Source organism: Candidatus Accumulibacter necessarius (assembly GCF_036625085.1).
In genome coordinates this window covers 1-14,701 of sequence record NZ_JAZKUM010000004.1, presented here as the reverse complement: position 1 = coordinate 14,701, position 14,701 = coordinate 1, and the positions used below count along the sequence as shown (strand labels likewise).

14 protein-coding genes, 3 tRNA genes and 3 pseudogenes are annotated in these 14,701 nt (G+C 65.5%); 16 read left to right on the top strand and 4 right to left on the bottom strand.

Features of this window, described 5'->3' with window-relative positions:
- Positions 1–9: 9 nt before the first annotated feature.
- Positions 10–2,622: pseudogene (locus V5B44_RS11195) on the bottom strand (glycogen/starch/alpha-glucan phosphorylase).
- Between the two features lie 444 nt (positions 2,623–3,066).
- Between V5B44_RS11195 and V5B44_RS11190 the strand changes: the two are divergent.
- On the top strand, positions 3,067–3,933 hold the full coding sequence (locus tag V5B44_RS11190) for a patatin-like phospholipase family protein (RefSeq protein WP_332359135.1): 867 nt from the start codon (positions 3,067–3,069) through the stop codon (positions 3,931–3,933).
- Positions 3,934–3,987: 54 nt separating this feature from the next.
- Complete coding sequence (locus tag V5B44_RS11185; RefSeq protein ID WP_332359134.1) at positions 3,988–5,163, top strand: benzoate/H(+) symporter BenE family transporter; 1,176 nt, start codon at positions 3,988–3,990, stop codon at positions 5,161–5,163.
- A 256-nt stretch (positions 5,164–5,419) separates the two neighbouring features.
- Here the strand turns inward: V5B44_RS11185 and V5B44_RS11180 are convergent, their stop codons facing one another.
- Positions 5,420–6,526 (bottom strand): M12 family metallopeptidase, encoded by a 1,107-nt coding sequence (locus tag V5B44_RS11180; RefSeq protein WP_332359133.1) that lies wholly within the window; start codon positions 6,524–6,526, stop codon positions 5,420–5,422.
- 238 nt (positions 6,527–6,764) lie between these two features.
- Here V5B44_RS11180 and V5B44_RS11175 point away from each other — a divergent pair.
- The 3 genes from V5B44_RS11175 to V5B44_RS11165 all read left to right on the top strand — a co-directional run bounded on the left by V5B44_RS11175 (position 6,765) and on the right by V5B44_RS11165 (position 7,077).
- A tRNA-Pro gene (locus tag V5B44_RS11175) sits at positions 6,765–6,841 on the top strand.
- 75 nt (positions 6,842–6,916) lie between these two features.
- Positions 6,917–6,993: transfer RNA gene (locus tag V5B44_RS11170), tRNA-Arg, on the top strand.
- 8 nt (positions 6,994–7,001) lie between these two features.
- A tRNA-His gene (locus tag V5B44_RS11165) sits at positions 7,002–7,077 on the top strand.
- 221 nt (positions 7,078–7,298) lie between these two features.
- On the opposite strand, the gene V5B44_RS11160 is transcribed toward V5B44_RS11165, so the two are convergent.
- Positions 7,299–7,805 carry a periplasmic heavy metal sensor gene (locus V5B44_RS11160; protein ID WP_332359132.1) on the bottom strand — a complete coding sequence of 169 codons (507 nt, stop codon included), beginning with the start codon at positions 7,803–7,805 and terminating at the stop codon, positions 7,299–7,301.
- 196 nt (positions 7,806–8,001) lie between these two features.
- Here V5B44_RS11160 and V5B44_RS11155 point away from each other — a divergent pair.
- Positions 8,002–8,673: pseudogene (locus V5B44_RS11155) on the top strand (response regulator); the annotation flags it as partial.
- Here the strand turns inward: V5B44_RS11155 and V5B44_RS11150 are convergent.
- Positions 8,652–9,365: a hypothetical protein gene (locus V5B44_RS11150; RefSeq protein WP_332359131.1), complete on the bottom strand. Its 714-nt coding sequence runs from the start codon at positions 9,363–9,365 to the stop codon at positions 8,652–8,654. The pseudogene V5B44_RS11155 and the gene V5B44_RS11150 overlap by 22 nt on opposite strands.
- Position 9,366: 1 nt before the next feature.
- Between V5B44_RS11150 and V5B44_RS11145 the strand changes: the two genes are divergently transcribed.
- The 10 genes and pseudogenes from V5B44_RS11145 to V5B44_RS11105 form a co-directional block, all read left to right on the top strand.
- Complete coding sequence (locus V5B44_RS11145) at positions 9,367–9,666, top strand: histidine kinase dimerization/phospho-acceptor domain-containing protein (RefSeq protein WP_332359130.1); 300 nt, start codon at positions 9,367–9,369, stop codon at positions 9,664–9,666.
- Positions 9,667–9,695: 29 nt separating this feature from the next.
- Positions 9,696–9,968, top strand: a complete 273-nt coding sequence (locus V5B44_RS11140) for a hypothetical protein (protein ID WP_332359129.1) — start codon at positions 9,696–9,698, stop codon at positions 9,966–9,968.
- Between the two features lie 271 nt (positions 9,969–10,239).
- On the top strand, positions 10,240–11,181 hold the full coding sequence (locus V5B44_RS11135; protein WP_434735437.1) for a GTPase: 942 nt from the start codon (positions 10,240–10,242) through the stop codon (positions 11,179–11,181).
- A 316-nt stretch (positions 11,182–11,497) separates the two neighbouring features.
- A complete protein-coding gene (locus V5B44_RS11130; protein WP_332359128.1) occupies positions 11,498–12,037 on the top strand; it encodes a protein adenylyltransferase SelO family protein in 540 nt (179 codons plus the stop codon).
- A pseudogene (locus tag V5B44_RS26645) lies at positions 11,961–12,197 on the top strand (protein adenylyltransferase SelO family protein); the annotation flags it as partial. The gene V5B44_RS11130 and the pseudogene V5B44_RS26645, both read left to right, overlap by 77 nt.
- Positions 12,198–12,259: 62 nt before the next feature.
- Positions 12,260–12,844: a protein adenylyltransferase SelO family protein gene (locus V5B44_RS11125; protein ID WP_332359127.1), complete on the top strand. Its 585-nt coding sequence runs from the start codon at positions 12,260–12,262 to the stop codon at positions 12,842–12,844.
- 115 nt (positions 12,845–12,959) lie between these two features.
- The gene (locus V5B44_RS11120) at positions 12,960–13,175 is read left to right on the top strand and encodes a TIGR02647 family protein (RefSeq protein ID WP_434735449.1); all 216 of its coding nucleotides are present in this window, start codon (positions 12,960–12,962) and stop codon (positions 13,173–13,175) included.
- A 151-nt stretch (positions 13,176–13,326) separates the two neighbouring features.
- Entirely contained in the window at positions 13,327–13,839 is a 513-nt protein-coding gene (locus V5B44_RS11115) for a patatin-like phospholipase family protein (protein WP_332359126.1), read from the top strand.
- A gap of 105 nt (positions 13,840–13,944) precedes the next feature.
- The gene (locus tag V5B44_RS11110) at positions 13,945–14,499 is read left to right on the top strand and encodes a patatin-like phospholipase family protein (protein ID WP_332359125.1); all 555 of its coding nucleotides are present in this window, start codon (positions 13,945–13,947) and stop codon (positions 14,497–14,499) included.
- The coding region (locus tag V5B44_RS11105; protein ID WP_332359124.1) for a hypothetical protein at positions 14,499–14,701 on the top strand (203 nt) is incomplete at its 3' end. The genes V5B44_RS11110 and V5B44_RS11105, both read left to right, overlap by 1 nt.

Genomic DNA, 14,701 nt, shown 5'->3' with positions numbered 1-14,701 from the left:
ACCTGGCTGCTACTGCGGCAGCAGGGGAGTCCCCAGCCGGCCTGCTTCCGTCAGAGCCCGCTGCGGCGCGTTGAACTTCATGTCCTCTCCCGAGAGCTCCCTGAGTTCGATGCGTACCGGCTTGACCTTCCAGATCTCCGTCGCAATACTCCGAATTGCCCGATCGGAAGAGAAGAACCCGGAACGTGCAACGTTGAGAATCGACATCCGCGACCAGCGCTCGGGATCGAGGTAGGCCTGGAAACCCTCTCCTGACAATCGATGTACGACTGGAAGTCGGCGAGCAGCATGTACTCGTCGTGATTGAGCAGGTGATCGACCAGCGGCCGGAAGACTTCGCGGTCACCCTTGGAGAAGAAGCCGCTGGCGATCAGGTCGATCACTTCCCGCAGGTGCGGGTTGGCGTCGTAGTAGGTCGCGTGGCCGGTAGCCGCAGTTGCGCAGTTCCTTGACCTCGGGCGTGGTCATCCCGAAGAGGAAGAAGTTCTCGTCGCCGACTTCATCGCGGATCTCGACATTGGCGCCGTCGAGCGTGCCGATGGTCAGCGCACCGTTCATCTGGAACTTCATGTTGCCGGTTCCCGATGCCTCCTTGCCGGCCAGTGAGATCTGCTCGGACAGATCGGCAGCAGGGAAGATCGACTGCGCGTTCTTGACGTTGTAGTTCGGGTAGAAAACGACCTGCAGCTCGCCGCGCATCACCGGATCGCGACTGATCACGTCGGCGACGGCGTTGATCAGGCGGATCATCAGCTTGGCCATGAAGTAACCTGGCGCCGCCTTGCCGCCGAAGATCACGGTGCGTGGCGCCACCGGAGGTCGGGTTGTCCTTCAGGCGCTTGTACAGCGAGACCACGTGCAGCAGGTTCAGGTGCTGCCGCTTGTACTCATGGATGCGCTTGACCTGGATATCGAACATCGATGCCGGATCGACATCGACACTGGCAAAGCGCTTGATCTCGCCGACCAGGTGTTCTTGTTGCCGCCCTTGATCCGCCGCCAGGTTTCGCGGAAGGCCGGATCGTCGGCATACGGCTCGAGTTCGCGCAGCCGCATCATGTCGGTGACCCAGCCGGTGCCAATGGTCTCGTCGATCAGCCCCGACATCGTCGGGTTGGCGAGCAGACCACGAAGCGGCGCGGTGTCACGCCATTGGTCTTGTTGCTGAACTTCTCCGGCCACATCTCGTGGAAGTCCTTGAGGACATCGGACTTGAGCAGGTCGCTGTGCAGGCGGCGACGCCATTCACCGCGAAGCTGCCGACGACCGCCAGGTGCGCCATGCGCACGTAGCGTGGCCATCCTCGTCGATCAGCGACATCCGCCGCAGCCTGTCGTCATCGCCCGGGAAGTGAATGCGCACATCGTCGAGGAAACGCTCGTTGATCTCGCAGATGATTTCGTAATGGCGCGGCAGCACGCGCTTGAACAGGTTCAGTCGCCATTTCTCGAGCGCCTCGGGCAGCAGTGTGTGGTTGGTATAGGCGAAGGTCCTTCGGGTGATCGCCCAGGCCATGTCCCATTCCATCTCGTACTCATCGACCAGCAGGCGCATCAGTTCGGCCACCGCGATCGATGGATGCGTATCGTTGAGCTGGACGACGAACTTCTCGTCGAAGTGATCGAGATTGCTCTCGCGCTGCAGTTGCAGGCGAATCATGTCCTGCAGCGAGCAGGCGACGAAGAAGTACTGCTGCTCAAGCCGCAGTTCCTGGCCGGCTTCCATTTCATCGTTCGGATACAGGACCTTGGTGATGGTCTCCGAGAGAATCTGTGCATCGACCGCCTGATAGTAATTGCCGGCATTGAAAGCCGCAAAATCGAATGACTCCGGCGCCTCGGCGCTCCACAGTCGGAGCCGGTTGGGCGTATTCACCCCGTAGCCGAGTACCGGCATGTCCCAGGCGGTACCGCGCACCACCTTGGCCGGCACCCACTGCACGCGCAGGCGGCGATTGGCGCTCGCCTCGTACTGATGTTCGGTATAACCGCCGAGCTTGATCTCGAAAGCGACGTTCGGACGGTGGATCAGCCACGGGCTTCCGGCACGCAACCACTTGTCGGTCAGTTCGACCTGCTGCCCATCGCGGATTGCCTGCGTGAAAATGCCGAACTCGTAAAGGATGCCGTAACCGATGGCGGGAATCTCGAGCGTCGCCAGGGAGTCGAGGTAGCATGCGGCCAGGCGTCCGAGACCGCCGTTGCCAAGCCCGGGCTCCTCTTCCTGATCGAGCAGCATGTCGAGATCGAGCCCGAGTTCCCTGGTCGCCTGCCTGGCGGTGTCGAAGATGCCCAGATTGATCAGATTGTTGCCGAGTTGCGGACCGATCAGGAACTCGGCCGACATATAACAGACCGTACGGCTGCCCCGATCCCGATAGGTGCGCGCGGTTTGCACCCAGCGTTGCAGCAGGCGGTCGCGCACCGCCTGCGCGAGCGCCTGGAAGCAGTCACGGCGCGTCGCAACCTGCGGAAAGCGCGCCTGTACATAGACCAGCTTGTCGAATAGAGCGCGTTTCAGCGCGTCCGCGCTGAGTCCGGTGCGCCGATCTTCACGCCCCAGCAAGAGACCCGGATCAATCTCCACAGGCGGACCGTTCTTCGCCTTGATTTTATCGTTCATGTCATCACCCCCGCGATTTTGCTGTTCACTGTCGTATGAGAAATCGTGAATCCATGCCCAGCGACCCACGCCAGGGGCGAGTCTATAGGATTGTTCGAAACTGCGCACGAGCGCTTGAATTTCCCTGGGGGAAGCTCGATGATTAGGGCCAAGGAACGGCCGAGCAGTCCACCAGGCATGAGGTGCAAGGCCAAGCCGACCGGTCATCCCAGGCGCAGTCAGGAAGACGCACTTCCCGGTGCTGAGCCTTCGCCTTGAGTTGGCGAAAATGACGTATCGGCCGAGAGAGAAGATGGCCCCCGTCGAGCCAAAGTCGTACCATTGTGGGCCTGCGAAGTCCGGTGGACATAGCGGCAGCCATCCTGGAATGACTGCTGAGGGCCCGCAATGATCACAATCATCCCAGCCTCGAAACAGGAACCTGCAACCAGGAAAGGAAGCTCCATGCCCCATCTGCTGCTCATGGCCGCCCTCGCCGCTCTTGTCCTGAGCAGCTGTGCGTCGGCACCACCGCCACCGCCAACGGCTGTCAAACCGGTCAAGCTGGGACTCGCACTGGGTGGGGGTGCGGCGCGCGGCTTTGCTCACGTCGGAGTCATCAAGACACTGGAAGGCCAGGGCATCTTCCCCGACATCATCGTCGGCACCAGCGCCGGCGCGGTAGTCGGCGCGCTCTACGCCGCCGGCCACAACGGCTTTGAACTGCAGAAGCTGGCACACCGGCTCGACGAAAAGAAGATCAGCGACTGGTCACTGCCGGATCGCGGCGTGCTCAAGGGCGAGTCGCTGCAGCAGTTCGTCAACGAAGCCGTTGGCCACCGTCCGCTGGAAGCACTGAAGAAGCCCTTCGGGGCGGTGGCCACCGATCTCCACAGCGGCGACAGCATCGTCTTTCGCACCGGCAATACCGGCATCGCGGTACGCGCTTCGGCAACCGTGCCGGGGGTCTTCCAGCCGGTCAAGGTGAGCGGCCGGGAATACGTCGATGGCGGTCTCTCCAGCCTGATTCCGGTGCGCGCGGCGCGCCAGATGGGCAGCGACGTCGTCATTGCCGTCGATATCTCGGCGCGTCCCGGCAACCAGCCGGTTCGCAGCACCTTCGACATTCTGATGCAGACCTTTACCATCATGGGCCAGAGCCTCGGCCGCTATGAGCTCAAGGAAGCGGACGTGGTCATCCGCCCGCAGGTGGGCAGCGTCGGTTCGACCGATTTCCAGGCGCGCCATGACTCGATCCTCGAGGGAGAAAAGGCTGCCCAGGCGGCCCTGCCGCAGATTCGCGAGGCCCTGCGCCGAGCCGGTCGGATCTGAGGCCGTGCGCCACTGCCGACAGCGCTCCCGCCTGCCCTTCCGGCGAGGAAGACGATGCGCCTGATCAAAGATTTTTCGACGTCAGCCCTGATCGCCGGCTTCGTTGCCGTCCTGGTCGGCTTCACCAGTTCGGCGGTGATCGTTTTCCAGGCCGCCCAGGCGCTGCAGGCCACACCGACGGAAATCGCCTCCTGGATGTGCGCCCTCGGTCTGGGAATGGGTTTGACCAGCATCGCCCTCTCGCTTCGCTTCCGCGTGCCGGTGCTGACGGCCTGGTCCACCCCTGGCGCAGCGATGTTGATCACCAGCGCAGCGGGCGTCTCGATGCCCGAGGCGATCGGCGCCTTTCTGGTTTCGGCAGCGCTGATCACGATTTCGGGATTCAGCGGCTGGTTCGAGCGGATGATCGGCCGCATCCCGATCTCGATCGCCTCCGGTATGCTGGCTGGCGTCCTGCTGCGTTTCGGTCTCGACGCCTTCATCGCCATGAAGAGCCAGTTCGTGCTCGTCTTTCCGATGTTCTGCGCCTACCTGATCTGCCGCCGGCTGCTGCCGCGCTACGCCATCGTCGTGACGCTGCTGCTCGGCGTCGGCATCGCCGCCACGCAGGGGCTGCTACACGTCGATGGGCTGCGACTGGAACTGGCAAGGCCGGTATTCACCACACCGGAATTCTCGTGGCGCGCGCTGATCGGCATCGCGCTACCGCTGTATGTGGTCACCATGGCGTCACAGAACATTCCGGGCGTCGCCGTCATCCGCGCCTCCGGCTACCAGGTCCCGATCTCACCACTGATCGGCTGGACCGGTGCCGCCAACCTGCTGCTCGCCCCCTTCGGGGGCTTTGCCTTGAACCTAGCAGCAATCACCGCGGCGATCTGCATGGGTCGTGAAGCGCACGAGAACCCTGAAAGGCGTTACGTTGCCGCCATCGCCGCCGGCGTCTTTTATGTCCTGATCGGACTTTTCGGCGCCACGGTCGGCGCGCTTTTTCTCGCCTTTCCGAAGGAACTCGTCCTGGCAATCGCCGGCTTCGCCCTGCTCGGCACGATCGGCAGTGGTCTTGCCGCCGCCCTCGGTCAGGAAGCCGAACGTGAACCAGCCTTGCTGACTTTCCTCGTCACCGCCTCGGGCATCGCTCTGGCCGGCATTGGTTCGGCCTTCTGGGGGCTGCTGGCCGGTCTCGCGGCGCTGGTCGTTCTGCGGGCGGCGCCGCAGCAACGACGCTGATCCGCTGTTCGCCAGCCGCCGTTGCGCTGACCAACGCCCGGGAAGCTGTCCAGGAACTGCGCCAGTTGCCGAAACGTCAGTTGAGCGGCAGCGAGGTGGGCGATTGTTTCGGTGGTGCTCAGGCACGACTCAGCCGCCTTCAACAGGCGACGAAGCCGCCCGAGCAAGCCAAAGGCACAGTGGACGACCCGGCCGATCGACGGATCGCCTTGCCCGGTTGAAGGTTGGCAACGGTTCCCCGCCGTATTGCTGCGCTTCAGCGAACCATGAGAGTCGTTTCCGACGCCGCTCCTGCGTAGTACAAGCGAATGCCGATCTGGTAATCGCGTCCGCTGCTCAAGGGCATTTTGATGCTGGCGTTGGCATCGGTACCGCTGTCGTCGTCGGCAGCGATCTGAACGTTGCCTGATGGCGTGACCGCAAAGAGCACCATCACCGTATCCGAGTCGCCCGCCGTCGCGAGGTGGTAGGTCCGGGTCTCTTTTGGTGAGAAACGGAAGACTCTGGTCTCGCCAGCCTTGATCGCCAGCTTCTGCGCCACACCGACTTCGAGAGACGGGATCTGCGGCGGTGCCGCCGTCCCCGGGTAGGTCTGCACGATCCATTCCTTGTCCGCTGCCGACAGCCCACCCTTCGGTTGCAGGCCGCTGCGGTAGGCGGCAGGTTCGATGATCAGACCCGCGCCGAAGGCATACTCCATGACCGAATCGGGATCCCAGGTGGAGCCCTTGACTTCCGCCGGGTGGATCTTTCTCAGCACGTTCCACTCGATGTACTTCGCATCCCAGTTGTTTGGCGGACCCTGGAAGTAGCGGCGGACCGCCTCGCTATCCCAGGTGATGCCGGCGTACGGATTCTGATGTTCATGCTCCAGTCCCAGGGCGTGGCCGATTTCGTGCATTGCGGTATCGCGTCCGTAGGGGGTATCGAGCGCCCAGCCAAAGTTCATCGTCCGTTGCCGCAAGTCACGGATGGTCAGATTATCCCGCCCGACGTAAGACCACGATCCACCTGCCCGGTCGAAAGCGATCCGGATCTTCGCTTCTTCGGGACGGGCCACTTCCTTGAAACTGATCCCTATCCCGAGATTGAACCAGGCCTGAAACGCCTGGCGTACTTCTGCGATGTCGGTCGCGCTGCCCCACCACGTGCTGGCGACGGCATCGCCCGCTTGGTAACAATGGAAGCTCAACTGCGTGCCGTTGACCCACTTCTTGCCACCGGCAACGATGGCACGGACGCGTTGCGGATCGACCGCTGCATCGAACTGCCGCTGCGGCTGTATCGGCTGACAGCAATAGCGCAACGCGGTCGCGGCATCTGCTGCCGCTGATGCTTCTTCAGTCCTCGGATCATTGGGCATCTCGTTCTCCTGTAGCAATTGATTGATCAAGCCGCCACTGGCACCCGCTCTCCGCGCCAACCACATCGCGATGCCTGCCGCGAGGCAGCAGGATGCCGCCTGCCCCCGCCATGGTCAAGTCCTGCTTCAAGCCGGACGGCAAGCGATCAGCCAGGAACCGGCGCCGTGCCCCTGATTCCGGAATCGAGTCGACCGTCATTGACCATAGGGGTGCCAGATTGTAGAATGCGCCCTTTCTCGGGGCGTAGCGCAGCCTGGTAGCGCATCTGCTTTGGGAGCAGAGGGTCGTGAGTTCGAATCCCACCGCCCCGACCAGTTCGACAAGTATCAGTTGCAAAAGCTTCAAGATGCGGTACCGGCGGGAAGCAGTTGCCAGGACGTATCGTACTTGCGCCCGTAGCTCAACCGGATAGAGCACCGGCCTTCTAAGCCGGGGGTCGTGAGTTCGAGTCTCGCCGGGCGCGCCAGATTAGCGGCGGTGTTAGCTCAGTTGGTAGAGCACTGGATTGTGATTCCAGTGGTCACGGGTTCGAATCCCGTACATCGCCCCAACAAGCCTGCAGGTCAACAGTATCCAGGGATCGGCCCGAAGCCTTCGCCGCTTGCCGGTTTGTTGGCAATTGCTGCCGCAGCACGAACCAGACAAGGCTGTCGTCCAACCCGCGCCTCGCTGGTTCGTCTTCCTGCTCGCCTTGACGCGACCGACCGAGGCGATGGCTGATGCCGCCGCCCCGGTCACCACAGGCGCCGGCGCCGCCTGCTTCGATACGGATCAGCTGCCAGCCGGTCCGCGAGGTCCGTAGCGGCCGCCCTGCCCCATGCGTTCGAGCTTGCTCTTGAAGAACAGGCGCGCCTTTTCCTTCTGTGCCGCGTCGAGACTGTCGTATACCGCCAGCCAGCGGTCGCGGCCGGCCTCGCGCTGCTGGCGGCCGCCATCCCTGAGATCGTCCATCTGCTTGAGGACGGCGCGCAAGTCGGCCCCCGGTTTGCTGACCGCGGCCAGCGCTTCCTCGCGGTGCTTGCGCATCTGCTCGCGCATGTCGCGCATACTGGTCTGGCTGAACTGCTCGGCGTCCTGCCAGAGCGCTTCCTGCCGGGCGTCGAGCTTGAGCTCGCCGTGCAGGCGCGACATGTCCTGCAGGTGATAACCCATCCCGTGCTGCATGCGGCCGCCGCCGGCGCCGCAGCGCTCGGGGCTCATGGCGAAAGCCGCGCCGCCGGCGCCGAGCGCCAGAACCAGTGCAGCAACGAGAAGGCGGGGTGAAAACTTTGATTTCATGGTGAACTCCTTGGCTGAGGTTGATTGATCGCGACGAGCAGTTCTTCCTGCCTCTCTCGCGATGGAGCCATTGTCCTCTGGCACTCATTGCAAACGATTTCGTCGGCCGTGGTACGTGATTGCAAATTGTTTCTGCTTGTCAGCCAGACGCTGCTGGCGGCATAGAATGACCCCCATCGCCCAACTGGCCAAAACCATGCGAAAGATCCTCCTCGTTGACGACGATGCCGAGCTGCGCCAGCCTGCTCGCCACCTATCTCGGCCGCCACGGCTTCGACACGCTGCTGCTGCCCGACACGCGCCAGCTCGACGCCTTCCTCGAGCGCTACCAGCCGCAGTTGCTGGTACTCGACCTGATGCTGCCTGGCGAGGACGGCCTGGCAGCCTGCCGGCGCCTGCGCGCGCGCGGCGAGACGCGGCCGGTGATCATGCTGACCGCGCGCGACGAACCCGTCGACCGGGTGATCGGGCTCGAGATGGGCGCCGACGATTACCTCGGCAAGCCCTTCGATCCTCGCGAACTGGTCGCCCGCATCGAAGCCGTGCTGCGTCGCGGCACGCGCGCCGCCGGCCGCGCCGGATCCCGAGGGAGGGGTGTCCCGCTTCGGCGACTGGCTATTCGACCGTGGCACCCGCCAGCTGTCGAAGGAACGGACAGGTGGTGCCGCTGACCAGTGGCGAGTTCGCGCTGCTCAACGCCCTGGTCGCCAACGCCAGCCAGCCGATGAAGCGCGAGCGTCTGCTCGAACTGACGCGCGGCGAAATGAGCGAAGCCTTCGACCGCGCGATCGACGTCCAGATCCACCGCCTGCGTCGTCTGATCGAGGTCGATCCCGCACGCCCGCGCTACCTGCAGACGGTGTGGGGATCGGTTACGTCTTCGTCCCCGACGCAGCGGAAGCGGCCCGCAGAATGAAGCTGCGACTCCTTCCCGCCTCGCTGGCCGGTCGCACCGTGCTGCTGGTGATCGCCGTCATCGCCGTCGCGGAATTCGCCACCTTCTCGCTCCTCGGGCATTTCCGCCGCACCTCGCACGTCAATCAGACGGTCCAGCTGATCGCCGGCCAGGTGCGCCTGCTGCAGATCGTCCTGCCAGGGCTCGACGCAGGCGCCCGGCAGGCTCTGAGCGCTGCCGATGCCGGCGAGCAGGGACTGCAGTTGCGGCCCGATGGCAGCGCGTCCCGCGCCACTCAGCCACAGTTCCCTTTGCCCGCCGCCTGCCAGCGATCTGCCGACCAGTCTCGGCGAGCCGGTACTGCTGCGGCACGGCGGCCGCGGCAGCGCAGCGGCCTGTGGATCGGCTTCATGGCCGGCGAGCGAGCGCTGGTGGCTGCTGCTGCCGCCACCGCGCTTCGAGCCGCAGGCGCTGCCCTCCGATCTGTGGCTGTTTCTGGCGGCGACCTGATCGCCGTCCTGCTGATCGCCGGCCTCTTCGTGCGCGGCATCGTCGGGCCGCTGGCGCGCCTCGGCGAAGCCGTCGCGGCGACCGGCGACGGCGCGGCGCGCACGGCAACGCCGGAAGGTCCGCGCGAGGTCGCGCCTCGCCGAGCGCCACAACACGATGCTCGGGCAGTTGGCGAGCGCGGCAGCCGAGCGGCGCGAGATGCTCGCCGGGCTGACGCACGACCTGCGCGCACCGCTGACCCGCTTGCGTCTGCGCCTGGCCCTGCTCGAAAGCGATCTCGAGCGAGCCGGCCTGGTGCGCGACATCGACGACATGGAGCGCATCGTCGGCCAGTGCCTGGCCTTCCTGCGCAGCGAAGAACACCGACCGAGCGCCGGCGCCGATCGGCCCTCGCGACGCTGCTGCATCGACGAGGTCGCCCGCCAGCGCGAACTCGGCCGGCCGCTCGAGCGCTGACCGTCAGCGACGGCGCGACGCAATGCCGGGTGGCGATCGCGCCTGGCAATCTGCAGCGCCTGCTCGACAACCTGATCGACAACGCCCTGCAGCACGGCGCGCCGCCGGTCGAGGTCGCCCTGAGCATGGCCAGTCGATCGCTCGCCACCTGCGCGTACGTGACCACGGGCCGGGAATCGCCGGCGCTGATCGCGAGCGCGCGCTCGAACCCTTCGCCCAGCTCGAACCGGCCGCGCCACCGACGGCAGTTGCGGCCTCGGTCTGGCGATCGTGCGGCGAATCGCCACCGGCTGCGGCGGTGAGCTGACGCTCGGCAGACGCGCCTGGCGGCGGCCTGGAAGTCGTCGTCCGCTTGCCCGCCTGCTGCCGACTTGCTGAGCACCGCCGCGCCGACCCCCCGCGCGCTACGCTGGGGTCGCCCAGTCCTCGCCTTGCGCTATGCTGGCGATCGCTTGCTCGCCGCCTTGATCCGGGAACTTGTGGATACTCGCCGGGCCCAAACCACCCCGACCTGACAGGAGACACTTCGCATGAACGAGCAGGAACAGACAAGCCATCCTCACCCTCAGCCTGATGGCCGCTTTCGCCGACGGCAACAAGGACGAAAGCGAACGTGCCGAACTCAAGCGCATCGCCGACGCCCTGGCCGGCGAGGGATCGATCAATATCGCCGCGCTCTATCAGGACGTGCTGCTCAAACGCGTCTCGATGCCGGCGGCCGCGGCAGCGCTGACGACCCCGAGACGCGCCAACTCGCCTTCGAAATGGCGGTCTGCGTCTGCGACGCCGACGGCGTGCAATCGGCTGCCGAACAGCCTTTCTCGCCGAGCTGCGCGGCGCCCTGGGGCTCGACGTGCAGCAGGCCAGGCGCCTACAGCCGCAGGCGGAAGCGATCGCCGCACTGCCGGTGGCGGCAGCCAGCGACAGCGCGCGCCGACGACCGCCGCACGCCCCGCACCGCCGTGCCAGGCCACCGCTGCCGGCTACGCGTCGACGATGAGCGAGGCCGAAATGGACCAGGCCATCCTCAACGCCGCGATCCTCAACGGCGCGCTCGAACTGCTGCCCGAATCGCTGTCGACGATGGCCATCATTCCGCTGCAGATGAAGCTCGTCTACCGCATCGGCAAGTCCTACGGTTTCGAACTCGACCGCGGCCATATCAAGGATTTTCTCGCCACGCTCGGCGTCGGGCTGACTTCGCAGTATCTCGAACAGGCCGGGCGCAAGCTGCTTGGCGGCCTGCTCGGCAAGGTCGGCGGCGGCCTGCTGGGCGGCCTCGGGCAAGCAGGCGGTCAGCTCGGGAATGAGCTTCGCCAGCACCTACGCGCTCGGCCACGTCGCCAAACGCTACTACGCCGGCGGCCGCAGCTTCTCGACGCAGATGCTGCGCGAAGCTTCGACAACGTGCTCGGCGAAGCCAAGGGCCTGCAGAGCCGCTATCTGCCCGAGATGCAGGCCCGGGCACGCACGCTGGACACGGCCCAGATCGTCGACCTGGTTCGCCAGGGCTGATGGGCGAAGGTGAGGCGTCGATTCTGGATGAACGCCTCTCCGCCGGACTGGTCGGCCGCTCTGGACAGATGCTGATGGCAGCGCTCATGCTGAACTTCGATAACCGCTTCGTGCGCGAGCTGCCCGGTGACCCCGAACAGCGCAACAGCCGCGGCAGGTCTTCGGCGCCTGCTGGTCGCCGGTCGATCCGACACCGGTCGCCGCACCGACGCTGCTCGCCCATTCGCGCGAAGTCGCGGCGGCCTCGATCTCGACGAACAGGCGATGGCCTCGCCGGCGATGCTCGCGCCCTTTCCGGCAACCGCTGCTGCCTGGCATGGTCAGCTATGCAAGCTGCTACGGCGGCCACCAGTTCGGGCAGTGGGCCGGGCAGCTCGGCGACGGCCGGGCGATCCTGCTCGGCGAAGCGGTCAACCGGCAGGGGCAGCGCTTTGAACTGCAACTCAAGGGCGCCGGCCCGACGCCGTACTCGCGCCGCGCCGACGGGCGCGCGGTGCTGCGCTCGTCGATCCGCGAGTTCCTGTGCAGCGAGGCGATGCATCACCTCGGCGTGCCGACGACGCGCGCGCTGAGCCTGGTCGGCACCGGCGAGACGGTCGTTCGCGACATGTTCTACGACGGCCATCCGGTCGCCGAGCCCGGCGCGATCGTCTGCCGCGTCGCGCCCTCGTTCACCCGCTTCGGCCATTTCGAGCTGCTGGCCGCGCGCGGCGATCGCGCCCTGCTGCAGCGCCTGGTCGACTTCACCATCGCCCGCGACTTCCCCGAACTGGTGGCCACTGCCCCGCGAACAAAAGCTCACCCGGCTGGACTCGCGCCTGGTTCAGCGAAATCTGCGAGCGCACCGCGCGCCTGATGGCCACTGGATGCGCGTCGGCTTCGTGCATGGCGTGATGAATACCGACAACATGTCGATCCTCGGCCTGACCATCGACTACGGCCCCTACGGCTGGGTCGACAACTTCGACCCCGGCTGGACGCCGAACACCACCGACGCCTCGAGCCGGCGCTACTGCTTTGCCCGCCAGCCGGCGATCGCGCGCTGGAACCTCGAACGACTCGCCGACGCGCTGCTTCCGTGCTGCTGCCGAAACCGACAGACGGCGCCTGGCAGCTGGCGCGGCTCGAGCGTTACGACGAAGTCTATTCGGCCGAGTTCTGCACGGCTTTCGCCGCCAAGCTGGGATTGCGCAGCTGGCAGCACGACGATGTCGAGCTGCTCGAAGACCTGTTCGAACTGATGCATCCTGGCCGAGATCGACATGACCGAGTTCTTCCGCAGCCTGGCGCGCTCGACATCGAGCAAGCCGAGGTCGAAGTCGTGCGTGAAGCCTTCTACCGCGACGATCTCCGCCAGCGTTTTGCCCCGACCTGGCGCGCTGGCTGCTGCGCTACGCGCTCGCCTGCGCCACGGACGGGCAGCCGGCAGAACGCCGCATGGCGCACCATGAACGCCGCCAACCCGCGCTACGTACTGCGCAACTACCTGGCGCAGCAGGCGATCGACCGCGCCGAACAGGGCGACACGCAGATGATCCATGAACTGCTCGAAGTCCTGCGCCGGCCCTACGACGAGCAGCCGGGACGCGAAGCTTTCAGCGCCAAACGCCCCGACTGGGCACGCCACCGGGCCGGCTGCTCGACGCTCTCGTGCAGTTCCTGAGCGTGAGGCGTGCAGGTCGCGCTAGAATGGCGCCCCACAAGCGCAACCGCGCCGTTTCCGACCAACGAGGACTTGCCATGCCCTTCACGCCCGATCTGGTCGATGAACTCAACACCTGGCCCGCTTTGACCTGGCAAGCCCCAGCAGGGAATCAAGATCCACAAGACCGCCGCACCCGGCAATCATCGCTGCCGCCGAGCGGCTACACGCCAAAGGCCTGCTGACGCAGGTCGATGGCGGTTATCTCACCAGCCTGGGCCGCGATGCCGCCGAGAACGCGCACGCCGCGCTGACCATTCTCGACTCGCTGCCGATGACCGCTCTGCAGTAATTCCCTGGCCGTCAGGCCAGGGGCGGCGGCTACCTTCGCGTCGAGCCCTGAAGCACTAAATGCCCGATCAACTGCGTGGCGACGGGTGGCGCGCGCAGCCTTCGACTCGCGGCAAGCGCATTGTCGACCGGATCAAAACAAGGAGTTGGGAGTGAGTACAAGCGTGTTCGAATCGACCGTGGCAGTCAGGCTGGGGCGCATGGCCTTCGCCGCCGGGATACTTCTTTTTGCCGGCGGCGTTGCCGCGCAAACGGCCGCCAGCGAACCGGCCAGGCCGCGCGTCGGCCTGGTCCTCGGCGGCGGCGGCGCGCGCGGCGCGGCGCACATCGGCGTCCTCGAAGTGCTCGAAAAACTGCGCGTGCCGGTCGACTGCGTCGCCGGCACCAGCATGGGCGCCCTGGTCGCCGGCGTCTACGCCAGCGGCCTGAGCCGGCGAACCATGCGCAGCAAGCTGGCCAAAGCCGACTGGGACGACCTGTTCCAGGACGATCCGCCACTGGACCAGCAGAACTTCCGCAAGAAGGTGCTACGACAAGCGCTTCCTGCCGGCTTCGGAAACCGGCGTCGGTCCGCAAGGCGTGAAGGGCAGACCCGGCATCGTCACCGGTCAGAAGATCAAGCTGTTTTTCAACCAGCTGGTCGGCGACTATCTCGGCGAACGTGAAATCGAGGCCTGCCGCTGCCGCTGTCGATCATCGCCACCGACATCGTCGGCGGCGAGAAAGTGGTCTTCCGCGGGGCAGCCTGTCGCACGGCGATGCGCGCCAGCATGTCGGTTCCCGGCCTGATGTCGCCGGTCGAGGCCGATGGCAAGAAACTGGTCGATGGCGGCCTGGTCGACAACGTGCCGATCGACGAAGCGCGTGCGCGCTGCCAGGCCGACATCGTCATCGCCGTCAACGTCGGCTCGCCGCTGCTCAAGGCCGAAGATATCAGCGGCCTGCTGAGCGTTTCGGCGCAGATGGTCAACATCCTCACCGAGCAGAATGTCACCCGCTCGCTGGCGACGCTCAAGCCGACCGACATCTACATCAAGCCCGACCTCGAAGGGATCACGGCGGGCGACTTCAAGCGCACCTCGGAAACCGCCGATCGCGGCGTTGCGGCAACCGAAGCGGTCGCCGATCGCCTGCGCCCGCTGGCGGTCAGCGAAACCGCTTACGCCGCCTGGGTCGGGACAGGTCCAGCCGCCCGATGCGCGCCGCACCGCGAGGTTAACGAAATCGAGATCGCCGGACTCAAGCGGGTCAACCCGGCATGGTCGAGCGCTACCTCAGATCAAGCCGGGCGACACCGTCGACCCGGTGAATCAATGCCGATCTGATGCGCGCCTATGGCGACGGCTACTACGAGCAGGTCGATTACTCGCTGGACGACACGCTGCGCGACCGCAACATCCTGCGCGTGACGCCGCTCGAGAAGAGCTGGGGCCCCGATTACCTGCGCTATGGCATCAACCTCGACAGCAACTTCAAGACCGACTCCACCTACACCTGCGCGCTGCCTACCAGAAGACCTGGCTCAAC

What these genes read in the sequence shown, in the direction of transcription:
- V5B44_RS11190 (WP_332359135.1), top strand. Translation starts at nt 3,067, where the DNA reads ATGCCCCATCTGCTGCTCATGGCCGCCCTCGCCGCTCTTGTCCTGAGC.
- V5B44_RS11185 (WP_332359134.1), top strand. Translation starts at nt 3,988, where the DNA reads ATGCGCCTGATCAAAGATTTTTCGACGTCAGCCCTGATCGCCGGCTTC.
- V5B44_RS11180 (WP_332359133.1), bottom strand. Translation starts at nt 6,526, where the DNA reads ATGCCCAATGATCCGAGGACTGAAGAAGCATCAGCGGCAGCAGATGCC.
- V5B44_RS11160 (WP_332359132.1), bottom strand. Translation starts at nt 7,805, where the DNA reads ATGAAATCAAAGTTTTCACCCCGCCTTCTCGTTGCTGCACTGGTTCTG.
- V5B44_RS11145 (WP_332359130.1), top strand. Translation starts at nt 9,367, where the DNA reads ATGCTCGGGCAGTTGGCGAGCGCGGCAGCCGAGCGGCGCGAGATGCTC.
- V5B44_RS11135 (WP_434735437.1), top strand. Translation starts at nt 10,240, where the DNA reads ATGGCCGCTTTCGCCGACGGCAACAAGGACGAAAGCGAACGTGCCGAA.
- V5B44_RS11130 (WP_332359128.1), top strand. Translation starts at nt 11,498, where the DNA reads ATGGTCAGCTATGCAAGCTGCTACGGCGGCCACCAGTTCGGGCAGTGG.
- V5B44_RS11110 (WP_332359125.1), top strand. Translation starts at nt 13,945, where the DNA reads ATGTCGGTTCCCGGCCTGATGTCGCCGGTCGAGGCCGATGGCAAGAAA.